The organism is uncultured Bradyrhizobium sp., from assembly GCF_936928535.1.
Classification (GTDB): domain Bacteria; phylum Pseudomonadota; class Alphaproteobacteria; order Rhizobiales; family Xanthobacteraceae; genus Bradyrhizobium.
Genome location: NZ_CAKZHY010000004.1, coordinates 1 through 5,307 on the forward strand (window position 1 = coordinate 1; position 5,307 = coordinate 5,307).

6 protein-coding genes are annotated in these 5,307 nt (G+C 63.2%); 2 read left to right on the forward strand and 4 right to left on the reverse strand.

Features of this window, described 5'->3' with window-relative positions; genetic code table 11:
* Nucleotides 1-154 precede the first annotated feature (154 nt).
* From Q0687_RS00260 to Q0687_RS00275, 4 genes are all read right to left on the reverse strand, one after another.
* A complete protein-coding gene (locus tag Q0687_RS00260; RefSeq protein ID WP_298870688.1) occupies nt 155-901 on the reverse strand; it encodes a hypothetical protein in 747 nt (248 codons plus the stop codon).
* 203 nt (nt 902-1,104) lie between these two features.
* On the reverse strand, nt 1,105-1,623 hold the full coding sequence (locus tag Q0687_RS00265) for a hypothetical protein (protein ID WP_298870689.1): 519 nt from the start codon (nt 1,621-1,623) through the stop codon (nt 1,105-1,107).
* Nucleotides 1,624-1,879: 256 nt separating this feature from the next.
* A complete protein-coding gene (locus Q0687_RS00270) occupies nt 1,880-3,427 on the reverse strand; it encodes an acetolactate synthase large subunit (RefSeq protein WP_298870690.1) in 1,548 nt (515 codons plus the stop codon).
* A 42-nt stretch (nt 3,428-3,469) separates the two neighbouring features.
* Nucleotides 3,470-3,772 (reverse strand): hypothetical protein, encoded by a 303-nt coding sequence (locus tag Q0687_RS00275; RefSeq protein WP_298870696.1) that lies wholly within the window; start codon nt 3,770-3,772, stop codon nt 3,470-3,472.
* On the opposite strand from Q0687_RS00275, the gene Q0687_RS00280 reads away from it, so the two are divergent.
* Nucleotides 3,675-4,256 (forward strand): L,D-transpeptidase, encoded by a 582-nt coding sequence (locus Q0687_RS00280; protein ID WP_298870692.1) that lies wholly within the window; start codon nt 3,675-3,677, stop codon nt 4,254-4,256. The two genes, Q0687_RS00275 and Q0687_RS00280, sit on opposite strands and share 98 nt — an antisense overlap.
* 82 nt (nt 4,257-4,338) lie before the next feature.
* On the forward strand, nt 4,339-5,148 hold the full coding sequence (locus tag Q0687_RS00285; protein WP_298870694.1) for a DUF2927 domain-containing protein: 810 nt from the start codon (nt 4,339-4,341) through the stop codon (nt 5,146-5,148).
* The last annotated feature ends 159 nt before the right edge of the window (nt 5,149-5,307 follow it).

Below are 5,307 nucleotides of genomic sequence, written 5' to 3' on the forward strand. Positions count from 1 at the left end.
ATCAACGGAATCACGGAATGCGAGTCGTCTCAACGGGAGTTTTGCAACAGAATCCGCCCGGAAGGCGACATCGAAACCGGCATGCCACCATGTCGGCACCGGGCCCAAAAGCAGACCTTATCGGGTCGCTCTTCCTTGGATGACATGCTGACAGCTAATGATGTGAGAGATCGACTGATCGGTTTAGGACCATATTCTCAAGAACCTTAATCCCGCTGGCTATTTGCCGGTCGAAGTCCTTCACCGCATAGTCCTCGCCCTTGGGTTTGTTCGAAGAGAAAAACGAAACCCATAAGGACAGGTTATCGTGACACGCAAAGATCGAACACGCTCCAGCAAAACCGCAGGATAGCGGGTAATAGCGGCTTTTCGCACGGTCACCCCTATCCAGGAATTTGATGAAGAGGCTCGAAGGATTTCTTTCGTTGTCCTGCCTAGTCCACCCATATTGGTCGGTCGGCATGTCCAATGCTACCTGCCGATAGCGAGCCCAATCCGCTTGCATGGGTTCGCAATAGTTGTCCCCGCCCGAACGAATACCGACCTTGTTCACTCCTGCTGCGACCGGAATGCCGATGATCTCGTGAGGATGATTAACCGAGGTCCCTGCGCTAACGTCAATCCAATCCGACGACCGCAGCATGGGTACATAGCGGCCTGGATCGCGCACCAAATCACGCAGGTAGAAAAGACCAACGCCCGTGCCTGGCGGCTTTGGGACCCAGAATCCGATCTGGGTGTCCTCCGGGCTTTCCCCCGGCAGCGCGAGGGTCACGCCATTCAAGTCAACAAGGTATCTTCCGTCCGCGGCCCGACTGATTGCTTCTTCGCACCGCGCGATTGGTATCGAACTCGTTGCGACAAGCACGGTGAGGACCGCGCTCTTCCAGATGGTGCTCATGCGGCTGCTCCGGCCTCGACCATTCTCGGCTTTGGTTACGAAACCTTTTGGTTGCATGCGTAGCGGAACGTCAACCGTGGGCACGACCAATGCTCAATTTTCCATAAACAGCGAGGTCCGCTAATGGGTCACAAGCAGTCGATTGCGGCGAAGCGGGACGACTTCCGCTTTGTCCCCGATGTCCGACGTTTGAGGGCAACGCCCTAGCGCGTCGCCGCGAGCCCGCCCTCTGTAAGCCGCTCCACGAACCAGAGCGATTGCACTTGTTCGACGATTCCGCTGACATAGACCTCGGACGTCGTCACGCCATGCTTGTCCAGCACCAGCAGTACACCGATCCAATAGGCGAACCAGATATGCGGGTCGGTCAGCGCCATCAGCTTGTGCTGATCGTGCTCCAGCGGCGTGTGATTGCTCGCCTTGCGGATTTCGACGGCGAGCAGATTGTTCGGGATCTCGCGCTGGTGCACGACGACGTCGGGATAGATCGATTTGCCGAGATGATCGTCGGTGGAGATGATGGTGCCGTGCGGCAGATGCAGCGTGCGCTCGCCGAGACGGTCGTAATTGCAGTCGACCGCCCAGCCCTGGAATTGCCGCTCGAGATAGACCGCGAAGCGGTGCGTGATCGCGCGCTCGCCGATGTCCTTCTCGAACAGGAAGGCCTCGTGGGCGTAGAACTCCCTGAGCGCCGCGATCACCTTGTTCAACTCGGTCTGCATTTTGCCCCCCGACTATCACACCTACGCAATGCGTCCCGACCGGTCTCTCGCTCCCTCGCCCCGTTCTTACGGGGAGAGGGTGGGGTGAGGGGCCGTCTCCGCAAATTCGGTTGTAAAGATAGATCGAACGCGTGCGGCGTGCGAGTCGGATGGTCTACTGCCTCGGTTCGCCCCTCACCCGGATCGCTCAGGCGCGCAATTGCGCGCCAAAGCGATCCGACCTCTCCCCGCAGAAGGGCGGGGAGAGGTGCAGAACCTACATCTGCACTTCGATCAGCCGCGGGCCTGGCTCGGCGACGGCTTCCGCCAGCGCCTTGTTGAACTCGTCGGCATTGGTGACGGCGCGGCCGGGCACACCCATGCCCTTGGCCAGCGCGACGAAATCGAGCGTCGGGCGATCGAGCCTCAGCATGTCATTGGCGCGCTGGCCGGGTTCGCCGGCGCCGACATTGTCGAACTCGCCGCGCAGGATCTGGTAGATGCGGTTGGCGAACACGATGGTGACGATGTCAAGGTTTTCGCGCGCCTGCGTCCACAGCGATTGGATCGTATACATCGCGCTGCCGTCGCCGACCATGGTGATGACCTTGCGGTCCGGGCAGGCAATCGCGGCGCCGATCGAGAGCGGGGTGGAGAAGCCGATCGAGCCGCCCATGTTCTGCAGCCAGTCATGCGGCGCGGCAGCGGCCGTCGGCGGGAAGAAGCCGCGGCCGGTGGTGAGGGACTCGTCGACCATGATGGCGTTCTCGGGGATCGCACAGGCGATCGCTTGCGCGATCGAGGCGAAAGTGAGCGCGCCGGTCGGCTTGACCAGTTCGCCTGCGGCCTGCGGCTTGACGTCTCTCGCGCTGGCCTTGACGGCACCGGCCAGCGCTTCCAGCGCGGCCACCGAATTCTCGCCCCAGGAGGTCATGCGATGGACCTCGCAGCCCTCGGGCTTGAGCATGCTCGGCTTGTTCGGATAGGCGAAGAACGCGACGGGATCGTCGGACTCGACCAGCACGATGTGCCGGAACTTGGCCAGCATCGGCAGCGCGTTCTCGATCACGTAGTGGATGCGGTCGATCGAGTAGCGGCCGCGGCCGCGCGCCATCTTCGGGCGGAAGGTCGGGCCCATCACGGTGCAGCCGGTCTTGCCGGCGATGCGCTCGGCGAGCGCCAGGCCGTGCTCGCTCAGGGCGCTGCCGGTCATCAGCAGCAGCGTGCCCTCGCCGTCGCCGTGCAATATCTTTGCGGCCCGCTCGACCGCCTGCGGCGAATAGCTGGCGCGCTGTTGCTCGGCCGGGACCTCGGCAATGCCGTCGGCCTCGTTCCAGGCGGTGTCGGCGGGCAGGATCAGGGTCGCGATCTGCGGCGGGGCGCTTTTGGCCGCGGCGATCGCGGCGGCTCCGTCGGCGGCGACCGCCTTGGAATTCGGCGAGGTGCGGACCCAGGACGACATCGGCCGGGCCAGGCCCTCGATGTCTGAGGTCAGCGGCGCGTTATAATCGATGTGGTAGACGGCATGCTGGCCGACGATGTTGACGATGCCGGAATTCGCCTTCTTGGCGTTGTGCAGATTGGCAAGGCCGTTGGCGAGGCCCGGGCCGAGATGCAGCAGGGTCGAGGCAGGCAGGCCCTTCATGCGGAAATAGCCGTCGGCCGCGCCCGTCACCACGCCTTCGAACAGACCGAGCACGCAGCGCATGCCCGGCACGCGGTCGAGCGCCGCGACAAAATGCATCTCCGAGGTGCCCGGGTTGGTGAAGCAGACGTCCACCCCACCCTTGACCATCGTCCGCACCAGGCTTTCCGCACCGTTCATCCCAACACTCCCGCAGGCCATTTTTCGATGTTCCATCGTTCATCATTGTTCGCTCGGCCCGTCAAAGCAATAGCGGGCATCGCGGCCCTGTCCCGCGCTGCGATGCGCGGGTTTGGCTAACAGTGTTTTGAGCCGGTTTCCGATTTGGTAACGGCAACCGCCTGCTCTCACGCGGCCGTGGCTTGCGAAACGCCGGCAAATATGGCCTGTGGTTTGCCATTGAATGATTTTTTTGCTGGGGGAATGAATGATCCGGTTTCTTGCCGCAACCGTCGCCACCATGGTGGCCGTGACCATCGGGGCGAGCAGCGCATCCGCCGCAGGGATGGGGATGGTCGACTTCACGGGCACCAGCTCCACCGGCTATCTCGGTGGCGGCGCGAGCCCGATCCCCCGCGCCACCGTCATGTATAACGGCAACTATGCCCCCGGCACGATCGTGGTGAACACCGCCGAGCGCCGGCTCTATCTGGTGCTCGAGAACGGCCAGGCCCTGCGCTATGGCATCGGCGTCGGCCGTGACGGCTTCCGCTGGGGCGGGGTGCATAAGATCACCGCCAAGAAGGAATGGCCGGAATGGACGCCGCCGTCGCAGATGATCGCCCGCCGGCCCGACCTGCCGCGCCACATGAAGGGCGGCATCGAGAATCCGCTCGGCGCGCGGGCGATGTATCTGGGCTCGACGCTCTACCGCATCCACGGCTCCAACGAGCCGGAGACGATCGGCCAGGCGGTCTCCTCGGGCTGCTTCCGCATGACCAATGACGACGTCACCGACCTCTACGGCCGCGTCGGCGTCGGCACCACCGTGGTCGTGCTCAACAACTAGCCGCTGACATCGCCGGAACCCGGCGGCCGCGTGAATTTGCGGACTTGTGCGTTGCCGGCGAATACGGCAGCGTTGCGCGACGATGAGCGCACTGGTCCCGCCTGCCCTACGCTTCGCCCTGCTGACGCTCGCAGCGCTCACATCTGTGCCTGATATCGCCCCCATGGCGACCGCCGGCGAATTGCCGGCGATTGCCTCGCGCCAGCGCACCGAGAAGAAGAGCTTCACCGACGCCGAGATCGTCGACGGTTTTTTCAAGACCGCATTCGGCGCCGAATATCACCTCGCCGGCCGTGTCGATCGCATCCGCAAGTTCGACAGCCCGGTGCGCGTGTTCGCCGAGACCGACCGCGCCGATCGCAAGGCGCAGCTGGCAAAGGTCGTAGCCGACATCGGCGATCGCGTGCGACATCTCGACATCGCCATGACCGAGACCAGCGAGGCGGCCAATGTGCGGGTGAAGCTGGTGCGCGACCGCGACCTCTATCGCACCATTACGAGCTTCTACGGCGCGGAGAAAGCGCGCGAGATCCGCATCTCGCTCGATCCGCAATGCCTGTCCGGCTTCCGCAAGAACGAGCAATTCGAGATCGAGCATTCCGACGTCATCCTCACCGTCGACGTCAGTGACTTCACCTTCCTCGACTGCGCCTATGAGGAGGTGCTGCAGTCGCTCGGACCCATCAACGACACCGCGAGCGTGCCGTGGACCATGTTCAACGACAATGTCTCGATGGGCTATTTCGACGTCTACGACCAGTACATCCTCAATCTGCTCTACGACCCCCGCATCAAGGCCGGCATGACCGTGCCGGAGGTGAGAGCGGTGCTGCCCGAGGTGCTCGCGGACGTTCGCGCGTGGGTGAAGCAGGTGAACGGTTTGAGGGATTAGACTTTAGGCGCCGCGCGACGCTTCCCCTCTCCCCTTGTGGGAGAGGGTGGCCCGACGCGAAGCGGCGAGACGGGTGAGGGGTCTCTCTCCGCGAATTCATTTGGGCGGAGAGATACCCCTCATCCGGCGCTTCGCGCCACCTTCTCCCACAAGGGGAGA

Excerpts from the sequence above, each read along its gene's own strand:
- Q0687_RS00260 (WP_298870688.1), bottom strand. The coding sequence starts at position 901 with ATGAGCACCATCTGGAAGAGCGCGGTCCTCACCGTGCTTGTCGCAACG.
- Q0687_RS00265 (WP_298870689.1), bottom strand. The coding sequence starts at position 1,623 with ATGCAGACCGAGTTGAACAAGGTGATCGCGGCGCTCAGGGAGTTCTAC.
- Q0687_RS00270 (WP_298870690.1), bottom strand. The coding sequence starts at position 3,427 with ATGAACGGTGCGGAAAGCCTGGTGCGGACGATGGTCAAGGGTGGGGTG.
- Q0687_RS00280 (WP_298870692.1), top strand. The coding sequence starts at position 3,675 with ATGATCCGGTTTCTTGCCGCAACCGTCGCCACCATGGTGGCCGTGACC.
- Q0687_RS00285 (WP_298870694.1), top strand. The coding sequence starts at position 4,339 with ATGAGCGCACTGGTCCCGCCTGCCCTACGCTTCGCCCTGCTGACGCTC.